The sequence below is a fragment of the Pseudomonas sp. MF08875 genome, assembly GCF_059862525.1.
On sequence record NZ_JCBCUW010000011.1, the window covers coordinates 61,038 to 84,846 of the forward strand.

Below are 23,809 nucleotides of genomic sequence, written 5' to 3' on the forward strand. Positions count from 1 at the left end.
TCTACCTCAGTTTCAGGGTGGCAAGGCCGAACAGCACCAGAATCACGGTGATGATCCAGAAACGGACGATCACACGCGGCTCGGGCCAGCCCTTGAGTTCAAAGTGGTGGTGGATCGGCGCCATGCGAAACACCCGGCGGCCGGTCAATTTGAAGGAGGCGACCTGAATCACCACCGACAGGGTTTCCATCACGAACACGCCGCCCATGATGAACAGCACGATTTCCTGGCGCACGATCACCGCGATGGTGCCCAGGGCCGCGCCCAGCGCCAGCGCGCCGACGTCACCCATGAACACTTGCGCCGGGTAGGTGTTGAACCACAAAAAGCCCAGGCCGGCGCCGATCAGCGCGCCGCAGAACACGATCAGCTCGCCGGCGCCCGGCACGTAGGGGATCAACAGGTATTCAGCGAATTTCACGTTGCCCGACAGGTAGCAAAAAATCCCCAGCGCGCCGCCCACCATCACGGTCGGCATGATCGCCAGGCCATCGAGGCCGTCGGTCAGGTTGACTGCGTTGCTCGAACCGACGATCACGAAGTAGGTCAGCACGACGAAGCCCGCGCCCAGGGGGATGCTGATGTCTTTGAGCATCGGCAGGATCAGGGTGGTTTCCACCGCGCTTGGCGCAGTCATATAAAGGAAGACCGCAGCGCCCAGGCCGAACACCGATTGCCAGAAGTACTTCCAGCGGCTCGGCAGGCCTTTGGAGTTCTTCTCGATCACCTTGCGGTAGTCATCCACCCAACCGATGGCGCCGAACAACAGTGTCACCAAGAGCACAACCCACACGTAGCGGTTGCTCAGATCGGCCCACAACAGGGTGCTGATGCCGATGGAAGACAGGATCAATGCGCCGCCCATGGTCGGCGTACCGGATTTGGACAGGTGCGACTGCGGCCCGTCGTTACGCACCGATTGGCCAATTTGCAGGTTTTGCAGGGTACGGATCATCCACGGGCCCAGGCACAACGACAAGGACAGCGCGGTCAGTACCCCGAGAATCCCGCGCAGGGTCAGATACTGGAAGACCGCGAAGCCTTTGTGGAACTGTTGCAGATACTCCGCTAGCAGCAGCAGCATTAATGTTTCTCCCCGCTCGGGCCACACAAAGCCGCAACGATGTTTTCCATCGCCGCGCTGCGCGATCCCTTAATCAAAATGGTGGTATTTGGGTCCTGCTCGGCGCCCAGGGCGGCAATCAACTCAGCCTGGGTGGCGAAATGACGGGCCTGCGGGCCAAAAGCCTGTACCGCGTGAGCCATCAGCGGGCCCACGGCGTATAGGGTCGAAACCTTGCCGGCGGCATAGGCGCCCACGTCGTGGTGGCCCTGCTGCGCCCAGTCACCCAATTCGCCGATATCGCCCAGCACCAGGACGGTGCGCCCGGAAAAGCCGGCGAGTATATCAATGGCGGCGCACATTGAGGTGGGGTTGGCGTTGTAAGTGTCATCGATCACACGCATGCCGTTGCGCGCCAGTTGCGCGACCGTGCGGCCCTTGACCGGTTGCACCGCGCCCAGGCCGGTGGCGATGCCGAACAGCGACACACCCAAGGCATGGGCGGCAGCGGCGGCGGCCAAGGCATTGGCGATGTTATGGGTGCCGAGCAGGTTCAGTTGCACCCGCTCGCTGCCATCGGGCGCGTGCAGGGTGAACGCCGGGCAGCCACGAGCATCGAGGCTCATGTCGCTGGCATGGAAATCGGCGGCGCTGTTGCTCAGGGCAAAACTCAGCACCCGGCGTGCGCCGGCGCGGGCCTGCCAAATGGCGAAGGCTTTGTCGTCGCGGTTGAGCACGGCGATACCGTCGGCCTGCAGGCCTTCGATGATCTCGCCTTTGGCCTCGACGATTTTTTCCGGGCCGCCAAACTCGCCGACGTGGGCTGTGCCGGCATTGTTGAGCACGGCAACGTGGGGCCGGGTCATGGCCACGGTGTAGGCGATCTCGCCGAGGCGCGAAGCGCCCAGTTCGATGACGGCCGCGGTGTGTTGCGGGGCCAGTTCGAGCAGGGTCAATGGCACGCCCAGGTCGTTATTCAGATTGCCGCGGGTCGCGTGCACGGGCCCGCGGGTGCGCAGGATGCTGGCGAGCATTTCCTTGACCGTGGTCTTGCCGCTGGAGCCGGTGATGGCCACTACCGGGTGGGTGTACGCCGCACGGTTCAGGGCACCCAGTTGGCCCAGGGCCACGCGGGCGTTGGCCACCAGCAACTGCGGGATCGCGCTGTTGGCCACTTCCCGCTCCACCAAGGCTGCGACCGCGCCTTTGGCGGCCACTTGATTGAGGTAATCGTGGCCGTCGAAACGCGGCCCGATCAGAGCGACGAACAACTGGCCCGCAGCGATGGCACGGCTGTCGATGCTCACACCGTCAAAGCGTGCATCGGCGCCCAGCAGGCGGCCGCCCAGCACCGCGGCGACTTCGCTCAGCAACAAGGCTTTAAGCATGGGCCACCTCCCACGCGGCCAAGGCGCGTTGGGCCTCCACCAGGTCGGAGAAGGGCTGGCGTTCGCCGTTGATTTCCTGATAGTCCTCGTGACCTTTGCCGGCCAAAACAATCACGTCATCGGCGCTGGCACCGGCGATCAACTGGGCAATGGCCACACCACGACCGGCGACAAAGGTGACGTTATCCACCGCCTTGAAACCGGCGCGGATGTCCGCGAAAATCTGCGCGGGGTCTTCGCTGCGTGGGTTGTCGTCGGTGACGAGCACGCCGTCGGCCAAACGTTCGACGGTGGCCGCCATCAACGGCCGTTTGCCGCGATCACGGTCACCGCCACAGCCGAACAGGCACAGCAACTGGCCCTTGGCGTGGGGGCGCAGGGCCATCAATACTTTTTCCAAGGCGTCCGGGGTGTGGGCGTAGTCAACCACCACCAGCGGCCGCGCCCCGCCACCGAGGCGTTGCATGCGCCCAACCGGGCCTTCGAGCTTGGGCAAAACCCGCAGGATTTCATCCAGTGGGTAATCCAGGCCGAGTAAGGCGCCAATCGCCGCCAGCACGTTGCTCAGGTTGAAACGCCCCAGCAGGGTGCTGCGCAAATGGTGCTCGCCCTGGGGCGTGACCAGGGTGGCGCGCACGCCTTCATCGTCGAAGTGGGCTTCGCGGCAATAAAGGTAGGCGCTCGAATCTTCCAGGCTGTAGCCGATCAGGCGCGAATCCTGCGGTTGCGCCGCCAGTTGCCGGCCGAATGCGTCGTCCAGGTTGATGACCCGGCAGCGCAAGTCGTTCCAGGCGAACAGCTTGGCCTTGGCTTGGCCATAAGCCTGCATGGTGCCGTGGTAATCGAGGTGATCGCGGGACAGGTTGGTCAACACTGCCACGTCGAACGCCAGGGCGCTGACCCGGCCCTGATCCAACCCGTGGGAAGACACTTCCATGGCCACAGCCTTGGCCCCGGCCTTTTTCAGGTCCGCCAGGGTGGCTTGCACGGCAATCGGGTTGGGCGTGGTGTGCAGGCCGCTTTGCAGCGCGCCGTAGAAACCGGTGCCCAGGGTGCCGACGATGCCACAGTGCTGGCCCAACAGGTCCAGGGCCTGGGCCACCAATTGGGTCACGCTGGTTTTGCCGTTGGTGCCGGTGACGCCCACCAGGTTCAGGTGGCGGCTCGGCTCGCCGTAGAAACGCCCGGCGATATCGGAAAGCTGCGCCGCCAAGCCCTTGACCGGGATCAGCGGGACATCGGTGATCGGCAACACGGTGGCGCCTTCGACCTCATAGGCCACCGCCGCCGCACCGCGTTGCAAGGCATCGGCGATGTGGGCACGGCCGTCGAGCTTGCCGCCCGGCACCGCGAGGAACAGGTCGCCGGCGCGCACGTGGCGACTGTCGAGGGTCAGTTCACGAATCAGCAGATCATGGCCGGCATGGGCGAAAATCTTGTTTAGGCTAAGAGACATCAGCCGCGCCCTCCATTGGCTTGTACAGGTACTACCGGTGCCGTGGCCGCTTGCTGCGTGGCCGGCAGGTTATCCGGGGTGATGTTCATCAGGCGCAGGGTGCCGGACATCACTTTGCTGAACACCGGCGCCGAAACCAGGCCACCGAAGTAGCCGGCCTTGCTCGGTTCGTCGATGACGACAACGATGGCGTAGCGCGGGTCGCTCATGGGGCCGAAACCGGCGAACAGCGAACGGTAGGAATTCTCGGCGTAACCCTTGGTGCCCACGGAGGTCTTGCGCGCGGTACCGGACTTGCCCGCCACGTGATAGGCCGGCACTTGCGCACGGAACACGCCGCGCGGGGCTTCGATCACTTGCTGCAACATGCCCTGGATGGTCTTGGCGACGTGCTCCGGGATCACCTGGGCGGTGTCTGGAGCCTTGTCGGTCTTAATCAGAGTCAGCGGCGCCATACGACCGTTGTTGGCCAGGACCGAGAAAGCGTGAACCAGTTGGATCGCGGTCACCGACAAGCCGTAGCCGTAAGACAGCGTGGCCGTTTCGGCCTTGCGCCATTCGCGGTAGTTGGGCAGGTTGCCGACACGCTCACCCGGGAAACCCAGGCCGGTGTCCTGGCCCAGGCCGATTTTTTGTGCCAGGCGGAAAATGCTCTCGCCGCCGATATCGAAGGCAATCTTGCTCATGCCCACGTTACTGGAGTTAATCAGGATGCCTGTGAGGTCAAGCACCGGGCCTTCGGTCCTGGACACGTCACGGATGGTGTATTTGCCCAGTTGCAGCGTGCCCGGATACACCTCGACTTTGTCGCTGGGCTTCCAGCGCCCACTTTCCAGGGCCGCGCTCATGGAGATCGCTTTCATGGTCGAACCCGGCTCGAACACGTCGATCATGGCGCGGTTGCGCATCATCGCCGGTTGCAGGTTGCGACGGTTGTTGGGGTTGTAGGTCGGCTGGTTGACCATGGCCAGGATCTCGCCGGTCTTGACGTCCATAATCACCAGGCTACCGGCCTTGGCGCCGTTATCGACGATGGCGTTGCGCAGCTCGCGGTTGGCCAGGTATTGCAGGCGCAGGTCAATCGACAACGCCAAGGGCTTACCGGCCTTGGCGTTTTTGGTGACCTGGACATCCTTGATTAACCTGCCGCGCCGATCCTTGATGACTTGGCGCTTGCCGGCGACACCGGCCAGCCATTCGTCATAGGCCAACTCCACGCCTTCGCGCCCGCGATCATCGATGTCGGTAAAGCCGACCATATGGGCGGTGACTTCTCCGGCAGGGTAAAAGCGGCGGAACTCTTCGATGCCATACACGCCCGGCACTTTCAGATCGAGCACGCTCTGGCCCTGCTCGGGGGTAAGGCCGCGCACCAGATAGATGAATTCTTTATTGGCCTGGGCTTGCAGGCGCTCGGACAACACCTTCGGGTCCTGCCCCAACGCCGCCGCGAGGGACGGCCACTGGGCCTTGGCCTGCTGCATTTCCTTGGCGTTGGCCCACAGGGTGGTCACCGGAGTGCTGACGGCCAGGGGCTCGCCATTGCGGTCTGTAATCAGCCCGCGGTGCGCCGGGATAGGGATGTGCCGCACGCTGCGCGCATCGCCCTGACCCTTGAGGAACGCACGGTCGACCACTTGCAGGTCGACGATACGCCAGGCGATCGCGCCCACCATCAGTGCCAGCAACCCCAGCACCACGCGGAAACGCCACGGATAGAGCGCGCCCTCGAGTTTCATCATGGCGCCACCATGCGCACTTCTGCCGCGCCGGGAATGCGCATTTTCAGTTGCTCGGTGGCCAGCACTTCAATACGGCTGTGGGCGGTCCAAGTGCTTTGCTCGAGGATCAAACGCCCCCATTCGGCCTGAGCTTTGTCGCGTACGCTCAACTCTCCGTACAGGGTGTTGAGCAACTGGCGATTCCAGTGGGCGCTGTAAGACACGGCAATCGCCGAGACGAGCACGCCAATGAACAGCAGCAGCATGAAAAAGCTTCCGCCGGGCAGGGGCTTGGCGAAAAGCCTGCTCACCGCAGCTTCTCCGCGACGCGCATGACCGCGCTACGGGCGCGCGGGTTGGCCTTGAGTTCGGCTTCACCCGCGAACTGCGCCTTGCCATGGACTTTGATTTTTGGCACGAACGCTTCAAAGCGTACAGGCAGGTTACGCGGCAGGTTGTCCGATTCGCCCTTGACCAGTTTGCGCATGAACAGTTTGACGATGCGGTCTTCCAGGGAGTGGAAGCTGATAACGACCAGGCGCCCGCCCACCTCCAGGGACTCCAATGCGGCTTCCAGGCCGGTCTCCAGGTCGCCCAACTCGTTGTTGACGTGGATGCGCAGGCCCTGAAACGCGCGGGTAGCGGGGTTCTTGCCCTTTTCCCAGGCAGGGTTGGCGACTTTCAGTACTTCGGCCAGGTCGGCAGTGCGTTCGAACGGCGTGATATCGCGGCGCTCGGCCACGGCACGAGCCATACGCCCGGAAAAGCGCTCTTCGCCGTATTCCTTGAAGACACGGGCGATTTCTTCCACGGGTGCGGTATTGACGAACTCGGCAGCACTGACCCCGCGCGACGGGTCCATGCGCATGTCGAGGGGGCCATCGTTCATGAAGCTGAAGCCGCGCTCCGGGTCGTCGAGCTGCGGCGACGACACGCCAAGGTCCAGCAGCACGCCGCTGACTTTGCCGGCCATGCCGCGCTCGGCGACTTCGGCACCCAACTCGGCAAAACTGCGCTGCACAATGACAAAGCGGCCGTCTTCGGCCGCTAGCGCTTGCCCTGTGGCAATCGCTTGAGGGTCCTTGTCGAACCCCAGCAGCCGTCCCTCTGGCCCAAGGTGGCTGAGGATCAAGCGGCTGTGCCCACCGCGCCCGAACGTGCCATCCAAATAGCAGCCATCAGCACGTACGGCGAGAGCCTCAACGGCTTCGTCAAGCAGTACGGTGATGTGGTTAAAGCCGCTATCAATAGTCACAGGATCAAATCACGCAGTTCATCAGGCATGGCGCCCGGTTGTTGAATGGCAGCCAGGTCAGCGGCAGAAACCGCATCCCAGGCATCTTCGTCCCATAACTGGAACTTGTTCAGTTGGCCCACCAGCATGGCGCGTTTATCGAGCTTGGCGTATTCGCGCAAACGGGGCGGAACCAGGAAACGGCCACTGCCATCGAGCTCCAGATCCACGGCATTGCCAATCAGCAAGCGTTGCAGGCGGCGGTTCTCTTCTCGCAGAGAAGGCAGTGCGCGCAGTTTGGTTTCGATCAGCTCCCACTCATCGAGCGGGTAAACACATAAACAAGGATCAACGGCGTCGATCGTGACGATTAACTGACCGGAACTTCGCGAAACGAGCTCGTCACGGTACCGGCTCGGCATGGCGAGACGGCCCTTTGCATCGAGACTGATAGCGTTAGCTCCGCGAAACACGTCTGCGCTTCTCCAAATATTAGCGTTTTGCGCTCAAAAAACCCACTTCATGCCACTTTCCGCCACTTGCGCACACTATAGGAATGCGCCCACCACACCGTCAAGGCGCGGACTAAAGGAAAAGTCTTACAGAACGGATATTTAGGAGCGTAAAAGAAGGGGCAGCAGTAATTTGGCGGCGAATTGCACCCATTAACTTCCATCAGCTCAAAAAGCTACGACCGGAAGTTAAAGTGATTTATTAAGAGTAAGATTTTTTCGGTATTACAAATGCGCTTCTGCCAGTGATTCCAGCAGGGAGGGAAAGAGGTGGAGAGTCGATCTGTAAGCCGGGTTCTGTCTTGAACAGTCATTCGTCTACGGTGGCCATCACTGGACACCTTTAGCAACCTACCCGGTTCCAGCGCGGGCCACGCCTTGGAACCCTATTTGGTCTTGCTCCGAGTGGGGTTTACCTAGCCACGAACTGTTGCCAGACGTGCGGTGCGCTCTTACCGCACCTTTTCACCCTTACCGGCACCGAAGTGCTTAGGCGGTTATTTTCTGTGGCACTTTCCGTAGGCTCACGCCCCCCAGGCATTACCTGGCACTCCGCCCTATGGAGCCCGGACTTTCCTCCCCCCCCTAATTTTCATAGAGGGCAGCGACTGTCCGATCGACTCTCCGCCGCGCAGGTTAACGGCACATCGCCCCAAGAACAAGGGCCAAGCACCTTTTTGCCTGACGCACCGCCCGGTTATTCTGCCTGCTGTTTGCTCAACGCCACCTGATACAGCATGTTCTTGCGCTCACCGGTGATTTCCGCCGCCAGGGCTGCGGCGCGCTTCAAGGGCATTTCCTTGAGCAGCAAGTCCAGGATGCGCATGGCTTCGCCGCTGATCGCCTCGTCGCTTTGCGGCGCGGTCCAGCCTGCCACCAGCACCACACACTCACCGCGCTGCTGGTTGCTATCGCCCTCGACGAACCCGCGCAACTGCGCCAGCGGCAAGCCCTTGAGCGTCTCGAAGGTCTTGGTCAGCTCCCGCGCCAGCAAGGCCGGGCGCTCGCCGCCAAACACCAGTTCCATGTCTTGCAGGCATTCGAGAATGCGGTGCGGCGCCTCGTAGAAGATCAGCGTGCGTGGCTCTTCCTTTAATAGCTGCAGGCGCGCGCGGCGGCCAACAGCCTTGGCGGGCAAAAAGCCCTCGAAGATGAACCGGTCCGAAGGCAGCCCCGCGGCAGACAGCGCCGCGATCAACGCACAGGCGCCCGGCACTGGGACCACATTGATGCCTGCTGCGCGCGCCTGGCGCACCAAGTGATAACCAGGGTCGGAAATCAGCGGCGTGCCCGCGTCGGAGATCAACGCCACGTCATCCCCTGCCAACAATCGGGTGATGAACCGGCTGCCCTCGTCGCGCTCGTTGTGCTCATGGCAAGCGGCCAGCGGCGTAGGGATACCGAAATGCTGCAACAGGCGCAACGAGTGGCGCGTGTCCTCGGCGGCGATCAGCGCGACGTCACGGAGGATTTTCAGCGCCCGCGCACTGATGTCGTCCAGGTTACCGATGGGCGTCGCCACCACATAAAGCGAGCCAGCAGCGGAATTCAAAGCACCTGGAGCAGTCAAAGCGCACACCTCTTGATCGACAAAAGCGCCATTGTAGCGCGTAGAGGTGATGAAAACGTGCCCCTGCAAAGGCTCGCGCAATGCGGTCGATTGTCATTTATGTGCCTATAACAGCCATGCACGACCTAAATTGACAGTTTGACGCCAGTAACATCGCGCCCCGGCCAGTGCTTGGGTACAATTCCACGCTAATTTGATCGAGTATCAGGAACACTTACATGATCGCTTGCCTGCGGCTGTTCTCTGCCCTCTGCCTTGCCGCCCTATTGGCCGCTTGCGCCAGCTCGCCCTCGTCCAGCCTTGGCGAACTCCCACGAACCCCGGATGCCAGCATCGAGCAACTGCTCGAACAGGCCGCCACCAGCAAAAACCCGGAAAAAGCCGCCCTATTGCGCCTCAGCGCCGCAGACCTGGCCTATCGCCAGGGCAATGCCGGTCAATCGGCGCAGATTCTGGCGCAAGTACCGTTGGACTCACTCAAACCCGGCCAACAGGTATTCGCCAGCACCCTTTCAGCTGAACTGGCCATGACTCGCAACCAACCCAAGGCCGCCCTCACCGCCCTGAGCCATCCGAGCCTGCAACGTCTGGGCGAAATGCCCACCGAGCAGCGGGTGCGCACTGGCAGCGTGCATGCTCGCGCATTGGAAGCCGACGGCCAGACCCTCGCTGCAGCACGGGAACGCATTACGGTTGCACCCATGCTCAGCGGCGAAGCAGCCGGCAAAAACCACGAAGCCATCTGGACCCTGATCGCCTCGTTGCCCACCGACCAATTACAGCCTGCCAGCCCCGACGATCTGGGCGGCTGGCTCAGCCTGGCCCTGGCGGTTAAGACTGCTGGCACGCTTGAGCAGCAACAAGCCGCGATCGATAGCTGGCGCGCCCAGAATCCAAAGCACCCAGCCGCCCTGCAACTGCCCACGCCACTGGTCAAGCTCAAGGAACTGGCTAGCCAGCCTCTGAACAAAATCGCCCTGCTGTTACCTCAGGATGGCCCCCTGGCGTCCGTGGCCAAGGCATTGCGCGAAGGTTTCATGGCGGCGCACTACCAAGCCCTGCAAGCCGGCCAGAAGCCACCTAGCGTTCAGTTCTATGACAGCTCGCGCCTGACCTCCCTGGACGAGTTTTACCGCAAGGCCCAGGCCGACGGCGTGCAACTGGTGATCGGCCCGCTGGAAAAACCACTGGTCAAGCAGCTCAGCGCTCGCCCGCAACTGCCTATCACCACCCTCGCCCTGAACTACAGCGAAGGCGATCAAGGCCCGGCGCAACTGTTCCAGTTTGGCCTCGCCGCTGAAGACGAGGCGCGCGAAGTTTCGCAACGCGCCCGTGCTGATGGCTTGCAGCGTGCCGCCGTGATGGTGCCTAAAGGCGAATGGGGCGACCGTGTGCTCAAGGCGTTCCGCCAGGATTGGGAAGGCAATGGCGGCTCCGTGCTCGGCGTCGTGCGTGTCGACCAACCGGTGGCCCTGGCCCAGCAAATCGCCGACCTGTTCCAGTTGCGCCAGAGCGAAGGCCGGGCCAAGAGCCTGCAGAGCACCGTTGGCTCGCAAGTCGCGGCGCAACCGGCACGCCGCCAGGACATCGAGTTCATCTTCCTGGCCGCCACGCCGCAACAAGCCCAGCAGATCAAACCGACCCTGAACTTCCAGTACGCTGGCGATGTGCCTGTGTACGCCACGTCCCATGTGTTCAGCGCCAGCGGCGATCAAAACCAATACAACGACATGAATGGCGTGCGCTTCTGCGAAACGCCATGGCTGCTCGACGCCAACGACCCCCTGCGTCGCCAAGTCGCCGCGCAATGGCCACAAGCCGGCGGTAGCCTGGGTCGCCTGTACGCCATGGGCGTAGATGCCTACCGTTTGGCACCACGTCTGGGCCAGCTCAAGGCACTGCCTGACAGCCGCATCGAAGGCGCTTCCGGCAGCCTGACCATGACCCCTTCGCAGCGGGTTCAGCGCCAGTTGCCCTGGGCTCAGTTTGTCAGCGGCCAGGTCCAGCGCCTGCCCGACACGCCGCGCTGATGCCCGAGCGCTCACACCAGCAAGATGGAAGAGATGCCGAGAACCACGCGCTCCGGCATCTCCAGCAACAGGGCCTGCGCCTGCTGGCGCAGAACTGGCTGTGCAAGCGCGGTGAGCTTGATCTGGTCATGCTTGATGGCGATACAGTAGTATTCGTCGAAGTTCGCTACAGAAAGAACACCCAATGGGGTGGTGCGCTTGGCAGTATCGATGAGCGCAAGCGTCAGAAACTGATCCTCGCCGCGCAGTACTTTTTACAAAGCGAGTCACGCTGGGCAGATCACCCCTGCCGCTTCGACGTGGTCGCGATAGACAGCACCACCGGCTCGGCACCAGCCTTGAACTGGCTGCAAAACGCCTTTGACAGCTGACCCGGGCACCCAGGCCAAGCCGACAATCTTCACTCGACACTTTTGCTCTTTGCTTTGCGGGCTGCACATTCATGTGCTGAAAAGCCGCGCTACTTAAGGTCACACAGATGGACATGCAATCGCGAATTCGCCAGCTTTTTCAGGCCAGTATCGATACCAAGCAACAGGCGATGGAAGTCCTTGCACCGCACATCGAGCTGGCCAGCCAGGTCATGGTCAACACTCTGCTCAATGAAGGCAAAATGCTTTCTTGCGGCAACGGTGGCTCCGCTGGCGATGCCCAACACTTCTCCTCCGAGCTGCTCAACCGCTTCGAGCGCGAACGCCCGAGCCTGCCAGCCATTGCGCTGACCACCGACAGCTCAACGATCACCTCGATCGCCAACGACTACAGCTACAACGAGATTTTTTCCAAGCAGATCCGCGCCCTGGGCCAGCCGGGCGATGTACTCCTGGCGATTTCCACCAGCGGCAACTCGGCCAACATTATTCAGGCGATCCAGGCCGCACATGATCGCGACATGATTGTCGTAGCATTGACCGGGCGCGATGGTGGCGGCATGGCTTCGCTGCTGCTGCCGGAAGATGTCGAGATACGCGTACCGGCCACCGTCACCGCACGCATTCAGGAAGTCCACCTGCTGGCGATCCATTGCCTTTGCGACTTGATCGACAGCCAATTGTTCGGGAGTGAAGAATGACCCCTTATCGACTTGGCCTCGCGGCCTTGACCCTATGCCTGAGCATCAGCGGCTGCACCTCCGTGGTGAGCGCCAGCCGTGAAAAGCCCATCGAAGACGACCGTGGCACCCGCACCTTTGGCAGTAAGATCGACGACTCGCTGATCGAAACCAAAGTCGGTGTGAACGTGGCCAAGGCCAACCCGGACCTGGATAAGAACTCCCACATCGTCGTCACCAGCTTCAACGGCGTCGTACTGCTCGCCGGACAGACACCACGCGCCGACCTCAAGGCCCAGGCCGAACAGGCCGCCAGCAGCGTTCAGCGAGTCAAGCGCGTGCACAACGAACTGCAAGTGATCGCGCCCTCTTCCCTTCTGGCTCGCCAGAATGACGCCTGGCTGACCACCAAAATCAAAACCCAGATGCTGGCCGATGCCAACATTCCCGGCTCGCGCATCAAGGTGGTGACCGAGAACGGCATCGTCTACCTGCTCGGCCTGCTGACCAAACAGGAAGCGGCCCAGGCCACCAACCTGGTGCAAGGCGTTTCCGGCGTGCAGAAGATCGTCAAGCTGTTCGAGTACATCGACTGACACCTGCAAACCTGGCGGCATTAAAAAAGGCGATCCATTTCTGGATCGCCTTTTTTGTTACTTGACCACTTTCAAGCTTGGCCGGCCACTGGGGCGCGGCGGTTCGCTATCGGGTGGCGGACCGTCATCATCCGGCTCCACGTCGTCATCTTCGTCCATGGACGAATCCAGGTCAAAAACCATGCCCTGGCCATTCTCCCGGGCATAGATACCCAGGATCGCCCCGACGGGCACGAACAGCGTGTGCGGCACACCGCCGAAACGCCCTTCGAAGCTGACCGCGTCGTTATCCATATGCAAATGCCGCACAGCACTGGGCGAAACGTTCAGGACAATCTGTCCGTCACTGGCAAAGCCTTGCGGCACTTGCACCGAGGGGTACTCGGAATTGACCAGCATGTGCGGGGTGCAATCGTTATCCACAATCCACTCATAGAGCGCACGGACCAGATAAGGTCGACTGGAGTTCATAGCGGCTCCTTAAGCCTTAGCGCATGTCGCGCTCGGCACCAGACAGGCTCGCCTGGAAAGCCTCGCGCGCAAACTGGCGCTCCATATAATCAAGCAGCGGCTTGGCAGGCCGCGGCAACTCAATACCAAGAATCGGCAAGCGCCAGAGTATCGGCAAGAGGCAGCAGTCCACCAGACTTTGTTCCTCACTGAGGAAAAACGGCTTGTCCGCGAACAGTGGCGAAACCCCCGTCAGGCTTTCGCGCAATTCCTTGCGGGCCTGCACACGCGCCGCTTCTTTGCTGCGTGGATCCAGAATCAAATCCACCAGGCCACACCAGTCACGCTGGATGCGGTGAATCAGCAGGCGGCTATTAGCACGCGCCACCGGATAGACCGGTAGCAAGGGTGGATGGGGATAACGCTCATCCAGATATTCCATCACCACGGTTGACTCCCACAACGCCAGGTCACGATCGACCAGGGTGGGCAAGCTGCCGTAAGGGTTCACTTCGATCAGTTTCGGCGGATGACGCCCCACCTCCACACTGATGATCTCGGCGCTGACACCCTTCTCTGCGAGCACGATGCGTACTCGGTGGGAATAGTGGTCGGCGGGGTCGGAGTAACAGGCCAACCGATTGGTCACGCCCATGGCGGTCCTCCTCGCTTGTTGAAATTATCGAAAGCGGAAAAACGCGCGCGCCCAGAGGGCGCCTCCCATAGAGAGGCCGGACGATGCCGGCTTCCCTAATTTTGCGGAGGCGCCCCTGGGCGCGCGCGATTAACAGCAATGGTTTACAGCTTTATCAATGAATGTCCTTCCAGTATTCGCGCTTGAGCAGGTAAGCGAATACGAAGAAGAAAGCCAGGTAGAGCAACACGTAAGTACCGATACGTTGGTGCTCCAGCTTGACCGGGTTGGCCGAGTAGGCCAGGAAGGTCACCAGGTTCTTGACCTTCTCATCGAACTGCTCTTCAGTCAGCGCGCCGGTTTTCGGCAAGATGGTCAGTTGGTCGCACGCTTCGTGAGTCAGAGGCGTGCCGGTCAACGGATCATATTGCTTCTTACCGTCTTCGACGACTTGAACCTGCTTGCAACCCACGACCTGGCGACCTTGTAGGCCGGCCAGGACGTTAGGCATACCGACGTTCGGGAAGACCTTGTTGTTCGCCCCGAAAGGACGCGATGGATCTTCGTAGAACGATTTCAGGTAACCGTAGAGCCAATCGGTACCGCGAACGCGGGCCACCAGGGTCAGGTCGGGCGGTGCCGCACCGAACCAGGTCTTGGCGTCAGCAGGCTGCATGCCGATCTTCATGTGGTCGCCGATCTTGGCGCCAGTGAATACCAGGTTGTTAAGCATCAGATCATGAGGAATCCCCAGGTCGTCAGCTACACGCTCATAGCGCTGGAACTTGGCACTGTGGCAGCCCATGCAGTAGTTGGCGAACGTACGTGCGCCATCTTGCAGTGCCGCTTTATCAGCGAGGTCGATATCGATCTTTTCCAGCTCTGGACCACCGTGTTCAGCCGCAAAGGAGAACACAGGCAAAGCAGCGAGGATCAGTACAGCGAATAACTTTTTCATCAGCCAGTCACCCTTTCCGGAACCGGTTTGGTCTTCTCAAGCCTGGTGTAGAACGGCATCAGAATGAAGTAGGCGAAGTACAGGAAGGTACATACCTGCGACAGCAACGTACGACCCGGAGTCGGCGCCAGCACACCCAGCACACCCAGGATCACGAACGAAATGCAGAACACCCAGAGCCAGATCTTGCTCATCCAGCCCTTGTAGCGCATGGATTTGACCGGACTGCGGTCAAGCCAAGGCAGGACGAACAGCACAGCGATGGCGCCGCCCATGGCGATAACGCCCATGAGCTTGTCCGGAACCGCCCGCAAAATTGCGTAGAACGGCGTGAAATACCAGACCGGTGCGATGTGTTCAGGGGTCTTGAACGGGTTCGCCTGCTCGAAGTTAGGCTTCTCCAGGAAGTAGCCGCCCATTTCCGGGAAGAAGAACACGATGGAGCAGAACACGAACAGGAACACTACGACGCCAACGATATCTTTCACGGTGTAGTACGGATGGAAGGGAATACCATCGAGCGGTACGCCGTTCTCGTCCTTGTGCTTCTTGATATCCACGCCATCGGGGTTGTTCGAGCCGACTTCATGCAGCGCCAGGATGTGCAGCACTACCAGACCGAGGATTACGATCGGCAGGGCTACAACATGCAGCGCAAAGAAGCGGTTCAAGGTGATGCCGGAAATCAGGTAGTCACCACGGATCCACTGAGTCAGGTCGTCACCGATAACCGGGATCGCACCGAACAGCGAGATGATGACCTGCGCGCCCCAGTAGGACATCTGGCCCCAAGGCAGCAGGTAGCCCATGAAGGCTTCCGCCATCAGCGCCAGGTAGATCAGCATGCCGAAGACCCACACCAGCTCACGCGGTTTCTGGTACGAACCGTAGAGCAAGCCACGGAACATATGCAGGTAGACCACGATGAAGAACGCCGAAGCGCCGGTGGAGTGCAACAGACGCAGGATCGAGCCGTACTCGACGTCACGCATGATGTACTCGACGGAAGCGAACGCCTCTTCCGCCGACGGGGTGTAGCTCATGGTCAGCCAGACACCGGTAACGATCTGGTTCACCAGAACCAGCAGGGCCAGGGAGCCAAAGAAGTAGAAGAAGTTGAAGTTCTTTGGAGCGTAATACTTGCTGAGATGGTCTTCCCACATCTTGGTCGCGGGAAAGCGCGCATCAACCCAATCCATGAACTTGCTCATCACGCGTTCTCCGTATCGATACCGATGGTTATGACATCGTCCGAATCATAGGAATGTGGTGGCACAGGCAGATTCAGCGGCGCAGGTTGCGACTTGTAGACGCGGCCAGCCAGATCGTAGTGAGAACCGTGGCAAGGGCAGAAGTAACCGCCCACCCAATCCTTGCCCAGGTCGGCAGGCGCCACCTCTGGACGGAAGGTCGGGGCACAACCCAAGTGCGTACAGATCCCGATCAGCAGCAGAATCTCTGGCTTGATCGAACGCAACTCCGGGTTGACGTAGGTCGGTTGTACCGAATTCTTGGAGTCAGGGTCAGATAGCTGGCCCTCGATCTTCTTCAGATTCCCCAGGATTTCCTCAGTCCGGCGGACAATGAATACCGGCTGACCGCGCCACTCAGCAACCATCTGCTGGCCTGGCTCAATCTTGCTGACATTCACCTTCACCGGTGCACCTGCGGCTTTCGCCTTGGCACTGGGAAACCATGACCCCACGAACGGGACCGCAGCCCCCACCGCTCCTGCAGCACCCACCACGGATGTGGCTGCTACCAAGAAGCGACGCCGGCCTGCATTCACGCCGTCATTGCTCATTCAGTCCTCTCCCATCAGCTTTGTGGCCTGTTAAATCAGGCATCTACTAAGTAAAAATCTGAACTTATAAAAATTTTGCAGAATGGTAATGAAAAGCCCCTATTCTGACAAGGTAATTACCACCCATGGATAGCCAGAAGCCTTGTAGTATAGGGGTTTTACGGCTGTGGCAAGTTGTCACACCAAAAACGAACGCCCATAAAAAACGCCCAGCTCCGTGAGGAAACTGGGCGCTTTTGAACGCAAAAGCGAATTAACGCTTCGAGTACTGCGGACGCTTACGCGCTTTACGCAGGCCAACTTTCTTACGTTCAACTTCACGAGCATCGCGAGTTACGAAGCCAGCTTTGCGCAAAGCGCCACGCAGGGTTTCGTCGTACTGCATCAGAGCGCGAGTGATACCGTGGCGGATTGCGCCAGCCTGACCACTTACACCGCCACCGATAACAGTGACGTAGATGTCGAACTTTTCAACGGTCTCGGTCAATTCCAGCGGCTGACGAACTACCATGCGGGCAGTTTCGCGGCCGAAGAAGTTGTCCAGGGTGCGGTTGTTGATCGAGATGTTACCAGTGCCCGGACGCAGGAAAACGCGTGCGGTTGCGGTCTTGCGACGGCCAGTGCCGTAATTTTGAGTCGCCGACATAATGAACTATTCCGTTAAAACTTCAGTTCTTGGGGCTGCTGAGCAGTATGAGGGTGAGCAGCGCCCGCATAGACTTTCAGCTTACGATACATGTCGCGACCCAGCGGGTTCTTAGGCAGCATGCCTTTGACCGCAGTCTCGATCACGCGCTCAGGGGCCTTGGCAATCAACTTTTCAAAGTTGATCGACTTGATGCCGCCCGGGAAACCGGAGTGGGAGTAGTACATTTTGTCAGTGGTTTTAGCGCCGGTTACACGGATTTGCTCGGCGTTGATGACGACGATGTAATCGCCGGTGTCAACGTGAGGAGTGTACTCAGGCTTGTGCTTGCCACGCAGACGGCTCGCGATCTCGGTGGCCAGACGACCCAGGGTCTGACCAGCAGCGTCGACGACAAACCAGTCGCGCTTTACTGTTTCCGGTTTAGCAGTAAAAGTTTTCATTCTTTATAGCCTCAGGGGCCGCCCTGTAAATTAGACGGCGGATCTTACTGAATAGTGCGTACTTTGACAAGTCAAAGGCAGCCGGATACAGACGCTATCGGGGGCTCGGGTCAGCGCGTCCGTTCAACGGCAAGATTCTTCGGCAGGCGGCGCATCACTTCCACTGCAGAAAGAGGGGCGTAATTATGCAGATTGCGAAAAAATTTTCAACCTGCTTTTATGAATGTTTTGCCGAAGGAGCATCCGATGGACTATCGCAAGCTGGGCCGAACCGAACTGAATGTAAGCGCCCTCTGCCTCGGGACCATGACCTGGGGCGAGCAAAACACTCAGGCTGAAGCCTTCGCCCAAATTGAAATGGCCAAGCAGGCCGGGGTCAATTTCATCGATACCGCCGAGATGTACCCCGTGCCGCCCAAGGCACAAACCTACGCCGATACCGAGCGCTATATCGGCAATTGGTTCAAGGCCCGTAGCGACCGGGCGGACTGGGTCCTGGCCAGCAAAATCGGCGGCCCCGGCAACGGCATCGATTACATCCGCGACGGCCAGCTCAAGCACAACCGCACCCATATCGTCCAAGCCCTGGACGCCAGCCTCAAGCGCCTGCAGACCGACTGGATCGACCTCTACCAACTGCACTGGCCGGAACGCAGCACCAATTTCTTCGGCCAACTGGGCTACACCCACAAGGCCGACGAAGACTTCACGCCCCTTGAAGAAACCCTTGAAGCCCTCGACGAGCAGGTCAAGGCCGGTAAGATCCGCCATATCGGCCTGTCGAACGAGACGCCGTGGGGCACCATGAAATTCCTTGCCCTGGCCGAAACCCGCGGCTGGCCGCGGGCCGTATCGATCCAAAATCCGTACAACCTGCTCAACCGCACCTTTGAAGTGGGCCTTGCGGAAATCGCCCTGCGCGAACAGTGCGGGCTGCTCGCCTACTCGCCGCTGGCGTTCGGCATGCTGTCCGGCAAGTACGAGGGCGGGGCCCGGCCACCCAAGGGGCGTCTGAGCCTCTACAGCCGTTTCAGCCGGTATTTCAACCCGCAGTCGGAAGCCGCGTGCAGCCGCTACGTGGCCTTGGCCCGCGAACATGGCCTGGACCCGGCACAAATGGCCCTGGCATTCGTCACCCAACAGCCGTTCGTGACCAGCAACATCATTGGCGCGACCACTCTGGAGCAACTGCAAAGCAACCTGGCGAGCGCCGAGCTGGTGTTGTCGCAGGAAGTTGTGGCGGGTATCGAGGCGATCCACAAGGCACTGCCGAACCCGGCCCCTTGATCGAACCGTAGACCTGCTCCCACAGGGAACACTCCGTGGGAGCAGGCACTCTTTTACAGGGAGCGCGCGATGATTTCTTTCATGATTTCGTTGGTCCCGGCATAGATCCGTTGCACCCGGGCATCCGCCCAGGCCCGTGCCACCGGGTATTCCCACATGAAACCGTAACCGCCATGCAACTGCACACACTCGTCGAGCACTTTGCATTGCAGGTCAGTGCCCCAGTACTTGGCCATCGCAGCGGTCGGCACATCCAGTTTCCCTTGTAGGTGCAGCTCCAAGCAGCGGTCGACGAACACCCGGCCGATCTGGATTTCAGTGGCCATTTCCGCGAGCTTGAAGCGGGTGTTCTGAAACTCCGCAATCGCCTTGCCAAATGCCTTGCGCTCGCGGGTGTACTCCAGCGTCCATTGCAGCGCCGCCTCGGCCGAAGCCAGGCCGCCCACCGCCACGGTCAGTCGCTCCTGTGGCAGTTCCTGCATCAAATACGCAAAGCCCATTCCGGCCTGACCCAGCAGGTTTTCCTTGGGGATGCGCACATCCTGGAAAAACAACTCGGAGGTGTCCTGCGCCTTCATCCCGACCTTTTCCAGGCGCTTGCCTTTGGCAAAACCCGGCGTGTTCGCCTCCACCAGGAACAGGCTCGTGCCCTTGGCGCCAGCCTTCGGGTCAGTCTTGGCCACGACAATCACCAGGTCGGCGAGAAAGCCATTGGTGATGAAGGTTTTCGAGCCGTTAATCACGTACTCGTCGCCATCCAGCACGGCCGTGGTTTTCACCCCTTGCAGATCGGAACCTGCCCCCGGCTCGGTCATGGCAATGGCCGTAACCATCTCGCCCGAAACCAGTTTGGGCAGGTATTTGTGCTTCAAGGCTTCGCTGCCGTAATGCAGGATATAGGGCGCGACGATGTCCGAGTGCAGCGAAAAACCAATGCCGGTCAACCCTAGGCGCCCCACCTCTTCGATCACTACGGCGCTGTAGAGAAAGTCCGCACCCAACCCGCCATATTCCTCGGGTAAATGGGAGCAAAGCATCCCCGCTTCCCCTGCCTTGTTCCATAACTGACGGTCGATGTAGCCTTGTTTTTCCCATTGGCTGTGGAACGGCACGGCTTCTTTTTCGAGGAAGGTACGAACACTGTCACGAAAGAGCTCGTGCTCGGGGCTGAACAAGGTTCTGGGGATCATGCAGGGCACCTGTAATTATTGTTGGAAGAAATTGCGCTCTTGAGCCTAAGCCTCCCACTCGCGACAGGACACTGGACACATCCGACAAAAAATAAGACGATCCAGCCGTCTGGTGACCACTTTCCCCTATAAGAATAAATTGAATTATGTCTATCCAACTCTCCACGCCCCTGCGGCGCGTCAGCATCCTGGCGATCGACCGGGTTTTCGCCTCCACCCTCATGCAAGCCAAGGATTTTTTCCACCTGGCCAGCCTGCGTTACGGTAAACAATTGGGCCAGGGCCTCACGCCCGCCTTCGAGACTCGCCTGGTCAGCCCTGACGGCCAACCGGTGTGCAGCTTCAGCGATGTGATCCTGCCGGTGGACGGCGGCCTGGCCGATACCGACGTGATTATCCTGCCGGCCTTCTGGGACGATTTCGAAACCCTGTGCAAACGTTACCCACAGGTGATTCCATGGCTGCGGGCCCAGCACGCACGTGGCGCGGTGCTCTGCGGCGAGGCCACGGGAGTGTTCTGGCTCGCCGAGGCGGGGTTGCTCGATGGCAAGGAAGCGACCACCTACTGGCGCTTCTTCAACGCTTTCGAAGAGCGCTTCCCTCAAGTCCAGCTCAATCAAGATAAACACCTGACCGACGCAGACAACCTGTACTGCGCTGGCGGCACCACTTCGGCCTGCGACCTGTATATCTACCTGATCGAACGCTTCTGCGGCGCCAACGTCGCCCAAGCCGTGGCCCGCGACATCCTCTACGAAGTGCAACGCAGCTACTCCCCCGGCCGCATCGGTTTCGGCGGGCAGAAGCTGCACCAGGACGTCATCATCCTGCAGATCCAGCACTGGCTCGAAGAACACTTCGCCGACAAGTTCCGCTTTGAAGATGTGGCCCGCGAACACGGCATGAGCATTCGCAACTTCATGCGCCGCTTCCAGACCGCCACCGGCGACAAGCCGCTGCATTACCTGCAACGCCTACGCATCGAGACCGCCAAGGGCCTGCTCTCGGCCAGCCGCAAGAGCATCAAGACCATCAGCTACGAAGTCGGCTACGACGACGCAAGCTTCTTCGCACGGCTGTTCCGCCAGCACACCGAGCTGTCGCCGAACCAGTACCGCCAGCAGTTCCAGCAGGCAGCCTAAATCAACCTCGCGCCCACAAGCATTTGGGCACAAAAAAAGGCCTGCATCGCTGCAGGCCTTCTTACTTTTCAGAATTGCCCTACGGCTTGTGCGCCCGCGACAGGAATTCGTGAGACTGCATTTCCAACAATCGGCTAAGGGTGCGCTGGAACTCGAAGTTCAGGCGCCCGCCGGTGTAGAGATCTTTGAGCTCGACTTCGGCAGAGATAATCAGCTTCACGTTACGGTCGTAGAACTCATCGACCATGTTGATGAAACGGCGCGCGATGTCGTCAGTGGTGACGCTCATCTGCTCCACATCGCTAATCAGCACGGCATGGAAGATCTTGCCCAACTCGATGTAGTCGTTCTGGCTACGCGGCCCGTCGCAAAGCTGACGGAAGTCGAACCAGGCCACATCGTCACAGGTACGCAGGGCACGGATTTCGCGATTCTCAATCATCAACACATCGTTTTCGACAGCCTGGGTGCATTCCGGCGTCAGGGCGCGGAAGCTCTTGCGCAGGCTTTCGCGGGCTGCTTCGTCCAGCGGGAAGTGGAACAGCTCGGCCTGCTCCAGGTGACGCAAGCGGTAGTCCACGCCGCTATCGACGTTGACGATGTCGGTGTTCTGCTTAATCAGCGCAATAGCCGGCAAGAAGCGCGCACGTTGTAGGCCATCTTTGTACAAACCGTCGGGGACGATGTTGGATGTCGCCACCAGAGTGACACCGTTTTTGAACAATTCTTCCATCAGCGTGCCGAGGATCATGGCGTCGGTGATGTCGGAAACGAAGAATTCATCGAAGCAGATCACCCGCGCTTCGTCAGCGAAACGCTTGGCGATGATAGTCAGCGGATTCTTTTCCCCCGGCAGGGTCTTCATTTCTTCGTGAACGCGCTTCATAAAGCGGTGAAAGTGGGTGCGGGATTTTTCCTTGAACGGCAAGGCTTCAAAGAAAGTGTCGACCAAGTAAGTCTTGCCCCGGCCCACACCGCCCCAGAAGTACAACCCCTTGACCGGCACCTGATCCTTCTTGCCAAACAGTTTGCCCAACAGACCCGGCTTGTTCTGCGAGGCCGCGATCAGGTCATCGTACAGGCGCTGCAAATGGCGCACCGCCGTTTCCTGGGCTGCGTCATGAAAGAATTCCGGGCGTTTCAGATCAGCTTGATATCGTTCTAGGGGCGTCATAATTCGTTAGCAAGGCAACAAAAACGGGCCGTCACTGTAACGACGGCCCTGGAGAATGGCAATCAGCCCTTGGTCGGGCCGCCACCACATTAGTCCTGTTGGGGCGCCAGGGCAGCGCGCAGAGCGGCAATAGCGCTGTCGCGGGCCGCGCTGTCGGCGAACTCGGGGCCGTCGGCCACGCATTCCCCCTGCAACCACAGGCTGAAGGTATTGGCGGCGGTGCGCAGGTCCAGTTCTTCATCGCCCTGCAAGTGCTTGGTCACGGCACCGGCAGCCTTGCCATCGGCAAACGTGCGCGACAGCAGCAGTTGTTCACCATCCGCCGCCAGCAGTCGAAAACGGAAGCTGCCATCGTCTTCGCGGAAGCTGACAAAACGCGCGGTTTTCGCAGCTTTCTTTTTCGGCGCGGCGGCGACCTGCGCTTGGTTGACAAACGAGCGCAGGCCCACGGCTTCGCGCAGCTGTGCAAGGAAAGGCGTAGCGACGGCCCGCGCCTTGCTCGCACCCAATTGCAGGATGTCTTCGAGGTCGGCCGGGCGTGCAATCAACTGGTGATAATGCTCGCGGGCCTCGCCCAACTCGGCATCGAGCAATTGGAACAGGCGGTTTTTTGCCTCGCCCCAACCCAGGCCTTGCAATAGCTCGCTGCGCAACTCCTCGGCCTGGGCCGGCGTCGAGAAGGCCTGGTAGAGGGTGAACAGGTGCGAGTTGCCCGGGTCCTTGGCTTCGCCGGGCGCGCGCGAATCGGTGACGATCCGCGAAATGGCGTCCTTCATCTCTTTGGCGCTGCTGAACAGCGGGATGGTGTTGTCGTAGCTCTTGGACATCTTGCGGCCGTCCAAGCCCGGCAACGTGGCGACGCTTTCTTCGATCAGCGCTTCGGGCATGGCGAAAAACTCCTTGCCCTGGCCGAACAGGTGATTGAAGCGCTGGCCGATGTCGCGCGCCATCTCGACGTGTTGGATCTGGTCGCGGCCGACCGGCACCTTATGGGCATTGAACATCAGGATGTCGGCTGCCATCAGCACCGGGTAGCTGTACAGGCCCATGGTGATACCGGCATCCGGGTCTTCACCGGTTTCCAGGTTCTTGTCCACAGAGGCCTTGTAGGCGTGGGCGCGGTTGAGCAGGCCTTTGGCCGCCACGCAGGTCAGCAGCCAGGTCAGCTCGGGGATTTCCGGGATATCGGACTGGCGGTAGAAGGTTACGCGATCCACGTCCAGGCCACCGGCCAGCCAAGTCGCGGCGATTTCCAGGCGCGAGCGCTGGATACGCTGCGGGTCATCGCACTTGATGAGGGCATGGTAGTCGGCGAGGAAATAGAAAGAATCGGCATTGCTGTCGCGGCTGGCCAGGATCGCCGGGCGAATGGCCCCAGCGTAGTTGCCCAGGTGCGGCGTGCCAGTGGTGGTGATGCCAGTGAGGATTCGCGTACGAGTGGTCATGGGTAATCGCTTATC

General features: G+C 60.3%; 24 protein-coding genes and 1 other RNA gene. 6 read left to right on the forward strand and 19 right to left on the reverse strand.

All coding sequences use genetic code 11. The annotated features are described in order from the left end of the window. Position 1: 1 nt before the first annotated feature. The 9 genes from mraY to rsmI all read right to left on the reverse strand — a co-directional run bounded on the left by mraY (position 2) and on the right by rsmI (position 8,926). The gene (gene mraY / locus AC19YT_RS08565) at positions 2-1,084 is read right to left on the reverse strand and encodes a phospho-N-acetylmuramoyl-pentapeptide-transferase (protein ID WP_095106072.1); all 1,083 of its coding nucleotides are present in this window, start codon (positions 1,082-1,084) and stop codon (positions 2-4) included. After that, positions 1,084-2,451: a UDP-N-acetylmuramoyl-tripeptide--D-alanyl-D-alanine ligase gene (locus AC19YT_RS08570; RefSeq protein ID WP_095106070.1), complete on the reverse strand. Its 1,368-nt coding sequence runs from the start codon at positions 2,449-2,451 to the stop codon at positions 1,084-1,086. The genes mraY and AC19YT_RS08570 overlap by 1 nt, the downstream gene beginning before the upstream one ends. Next, positions 2,444-3,907, reverse strand: coding sequence for a UDP-N-acetylmuramoyl-L-alanyl-D-glutamate--2,6-diaminopimelate ligase (locus tag AC19YT_RS08575; RefSeq protein WP_500610104.1), 1,464 nt, complete (start codon positions 3,905-3,907; stop codon positions 2,444-2,446). The genes AC19YT_RS08570 and AC19YT_RS08575 overlap by 8 nt, the downstream gene beginning before the upstream one ends. Further along, the gene (locus AC19YT_RS08580) at positions 3,907-5,646 is read right to left on the reverse strand and encodes a peptidoglycan D,D-transpeptidase FtsI family protein (RefSeq protein ID WP_176465034.1); all 1,740 of its coding nucleotides are present in this window, start codon (positions 5,644-5,646) and stop codon (positions 3,907-3,909) included. Before AC19YT_RS08580 ends, AC19YT_RS08575 begins: the two co-directional genes overlap by 1 nt. Continuing rightward, positions 5,646-5,939 carry a cell division protein FtsL gene (gene ftsL / locus AC19YT_RS08585; RefSeq protein WP_095106063.1) on the reverse strand — a complete coding sequence of 98 codons (294 nt, stop codon included), beginning with the start codon at positions 5,937-5,939 and terminating at the stop codon, positions 5,646-5,648. Before ftsL ends, AC19YT_RS08580 begins: the two co-directional genes overlap by 1 nt. Next, on the reverse strand, positions 5,936-6,883 hold the full coding sequence (gene rsmH / locus AC19YT_RS08590; RefSeq protein WP_371856204.1) for a 16S rRNA (cytosine(1402)-N(4))-methyltransferase RsmH: 948 nt from the start codon (positions 6,881-6,883) through the stop codon (positions 5,936-5,938). Before rsmH ends, ftsL begins: the two co-directional genes overlap by 4 nt. Then, complete coding sequence (mraZ, locus tag AC19YT_RS08595) at positions 6,880-7,335, reverse strand: division/cell wall cluster transcriptional repressor MraZ (RefSeq protein ID WP_019693566.1); 456 nt, start codon at positions 7,333-7,335, stop codon at positions 6,880-6,882. The genes rsmH and mraZ overlap by 4 nt, the downstream gene beginning before the upstream one ends. 309 nt (positions 7,336-7,644) lie before the next feature. Then, an RNA gene (rnpB, locus tag AC19YT_RS08600) (RNase P RNA component class A) lies at positions 7,645-7,998 on the reverse strand. Between the two features lie 73 nt (positions 7,999-8,071). After that, complete coding sequence (gene rsmI / locus AC19YT_RS08605) at positions 8,072-8,926, reverse strand: 16S rRNA (cytidine(1402)-2'-O)-methyltransferase (RefSeq protein ID WP_500610122.1); 855 nt, start codon at positions 8,924-8,926, stop codon at positions 8,072-8,074. 236 nt (positions 8,927-9,162) lie between these two features. On the opposite strand from rsmI, the gene AC19YT_RS08610 reads away from it, so the two are divergent. The 4 genes from AC19YT_RS08610 to AC19YT_RS08625 all read left to right on the forward strand — a co-directional run bounded on the left by AC19YT_RS08610 (position 9,163) and on the right by AC19YT_RS08625 (position 12,621). Then, on the forward strand, positions 9,163-10,974 hold the full coding sequence (locus AC19YT_RS08610) for a penicillin-binding protein activator (RefSeq protein ID WP_500599639.1): 1,812 nt from the start codon (positions 9,163-9,165) through the stop codon (positions 10,972-10,974). Beyond that, a complete protein-coding gene (locus AC19YT_RS08615; RefSeq protein ID WP_095106059.1) occupies positions 10,974-11,345 on the forward strand; it encodes a YraN family protein in 372 nt (123 codons plus the stop codon). The genes AC19YT_RS08610 and AC19YT_RS08615 overlap by 1 nt, the downstream gene beginning before the upstream one ends. A gap of 107 nt (positions 11,346-11,452) precedes the next feature. Continuing rightward, complete coding sequence (locus AC19YT_RS08620; RefSeq protein WP_095106057.1) at positions 11,453-12,046, forward strand: phosphoheptose isomerase; 594 nt, start codon at positions 11,453-11,455, stop codon at positions 12,044-12,046. Next, entirely contained in the window at positions 12,043-12,621 is a 579-nt protein-coding gene (locus AC19YT_RS08625; RefSeq protein ID WP_095106055.1) for a BON domain-containing protein, read from the forward strand. Before AC19YT_RS08620 ends, AC19YT_RS08625 begins: the two co-directional genes overlap by 4 nt. Positions 12,622-12,678: 57 nt before the next feature. On the opposite strand, the gene AC19YT_RS08630 is transcribed toward AC19YT_RS08625, so the two are convergent. The 7 genes from AC19YT_RS08630 to rplM all read right to left on the reverse strand — a co-directional run bounded on the left by AC19YT_RS08630 (position 12,679) and on the right by rplM (position 17,556). Further along, on the reverse strand, positions 12,679-13,092 hold the full coding sequence (locus AC19YT_RS08630; RefSeq protein ID WP_500599643.1) for a ClpXP protease specificity-enhancing factor: 414 nt from the start codon (positions 13,090-13,092) through the stop codon (positions 12,679-12,681). Between the two features lie 16 nt (positions 13,093-13,108). Next, positions 13,109-13,726 carry a glutathione S-transferase N-terminal domain-containing protein gene (locus AC19YT_RS08635; RefSeq protein WP_095106052.1) on the reverse strand — a complete coding sequence of 206 codons (618 nt, stop codon included), beginning with the start codon at positions 13,724-13,726 and terminating at the stop codon, positions 13,109-13,111. A gap of 154 nt (positions 13,727-13,880) precedes the next feature. Beyond that, positions 13,881-14,663, reverse strand: a complete 783-nt coding sequence (locus AC19YT_RS08640; RefSeq protein ID WP_500599645.1) for a cytochrome c1 — start codon at positions 14,661-14,663, stop codon at positions 13,881-13,883. Further along, a complete protein-coding gene (locus AC19YT_RS08645) occupies positions 14,663-15,874 on the reverse strand; it encodes a cytochrome b (protein WP_095106050.1) in 1,212 nt (403 codons plus the stop codon). Before AC19YT_RS08645 ends, AC19YT_RS08640 begins: the two co-directional genes overlap by 1 nt. Beyond that, positions 15,874-16,467: a ubiquinol-cytochrome c reductase iron-sulfur subunit gene (gene petA / locus AC19YT_RS08650; protein ID WP_095106048.1), complete on the reverse strand. Its 594-nt coding sequence runs from the start codon at positions 16,465-16,467 to the stop codon at positions 15,874-15,876. The genes AC19YT_RS08645 and petA overlap by 1 nt, the downstream gene beginning before the upstream one ends. A 253-nt stretch (positions 16,468-16,720) precedes the next feature. After that, positions 16,721-17,113, reverse strand: a complete 393-nt coding sequence (gene rpsI / locus AC19YT_RS08655; RefSeq protein WP_003171743.1) for a 30S ribosomal protein S9 — start codon at positions 17,111-17,113, stop codon at positions 16,721-16,723. A 14-nt stretch (positions 17,114-17,127) separates the two neighbouring features. Continuing rightward, on the reverse strand, positions 17,128-17,556 hold the full coding sequence (gene rplM, locus AC19YT_RS08660) for a 50S ribosomal protein L13 (protein ID WP_007917032.1): 429 nt from the start codon (positions 17,554-17,556) through the stop codon (positions 17,128-17,130). 246 nt (positions 17,557-17,802) lie between these two features. Here rplM and AC19YT_RS08665 point away from each other — a divergent pair, with 246 nt between their 5' ends. Next, positions 17,803-18,843 carry an NADP(H)-dependent aldo-keto reductase gene (locus tag AC19YT_RS08665; protein ID WP_500610105.1) on the forward strand — a complete coding sequence of 347 codons (1,041 nt, stop codon included), beginning with the start codon at positions 17,803-17,805 and terminating at the stop codon, positions 18,841-18,843. A gap of 53 nt (positions 18,844-18,896) precedes the next feature. On the opposite strand, the gene AC19YT_RS08670 is transcribed toward AC19YT_RS08665, so the two are convergent. Next, on the reverse strand, positions 18,897-20,042 hold the full coding sequence (locus AC19YT_RS08670) for an acyl-CoA dehydrogenase family protein (protein WP_176465022.1): 1,146 nt from the start codon (positions 20,040-20,042) through the stop codon (positions 18,897-18,899). A 236-nt stretch (positions 20,043-20,278) separates the two neighbouring features. Here AC19YT_RS08670 and AC19YT_RS08675 point away from each other — a divergent pair, with 236 nt between their 5' ends. After that, positions 20,279-21,175, forward strand: a complete 897-nt coding sequence (locus AC19YT_RS08675; RefSeq protein ID WP_176465032.1) for a GlxA family transcriptional regulator — start codon at positions 20,279-20,281, stop codon at positions 21,173-21,175. Positions 21,176-21,254: 79 nt separating this feature from the next. Here the strand turns inward: AC19YT_RS08675 and zapE are convergent, their stop codons facing one another. Further along, positions 21,255-22,349 carry a cell division protein ZapE gene (zapE, locus tag AC19YT_RS08680; RefSeq protein WP_095106042.1) on the reverse strand — a complete coding sequence of 365 codons (1,095 nt, stop codon included), beginning with the start codon at positions 22,347-22,349 and terminating at the stop codon, positions 21,255-21,257. Between the two features lie 89 nt (positions 22,350-22,438). Beyond that, positions 22,439-23,794 (reverse strand): tryptophan--tRNA ligase, encoded by a 1,356-nt coding sequence (locus AC19YT_RS08685; protein WP_500610106.1) that lies wholly within the window; start codon positions 23,792-23,794, stop codon positions 22,439-22,441. Positions 23,795-23,809 lie beyond the last annotated feature (15 nt).